This is a genomic window from Wenyingzhuangia sp. 2_MG-2023 (assembly GCF_030548295.1).
Taxonomy (GTDB): Bacteria; Bacteroidota; Bacteroidia; order Flavobacteriales; family Flavobacteriaceae; genus Wenyingzhuangia.
Window position 1 is genome coordinate 1 of record NZ_JAUOSB010000210.1, and the last position, 233, is coordinate 233.

Consider the following 233-nt stretch of genomic DNA (forward strand, 5'->3'; position numbering starts at 1 on the left):
GTCCAGACCTGCCACGCCGCGGAACTGACCCGGCTCGATGTGCCAGCTCATGCAGTGGTAGCTGAAATCGGCCAGCGGGTGGCCCAGCGTCGAGAGTTCCCAATCGAGGATGGCCAGCACACGCGGCTCGGTCGGGTGGAAGATCAGGTTGTCGAGCCGGTAGTCGCCGTGAACGATGCTGGTGATTTCCTCGGCTTCCTGCGGCACGTGCTTGGGCAGCCATTCGATCAGGT

The 233-nt window shown here is 63.5% G+C and carries 1 protein-coding gene; it reads right to left on the minus strand.

Annotated elements, in window-relative coordinates; translation table 11 throughout:
- Positions 1-233: phosphotransferase (locus Q4548_RS17075; RefSeq protein WP_303457301.1), on the minus strand; the 233-nt coding region annotated here is incomplete at both ends.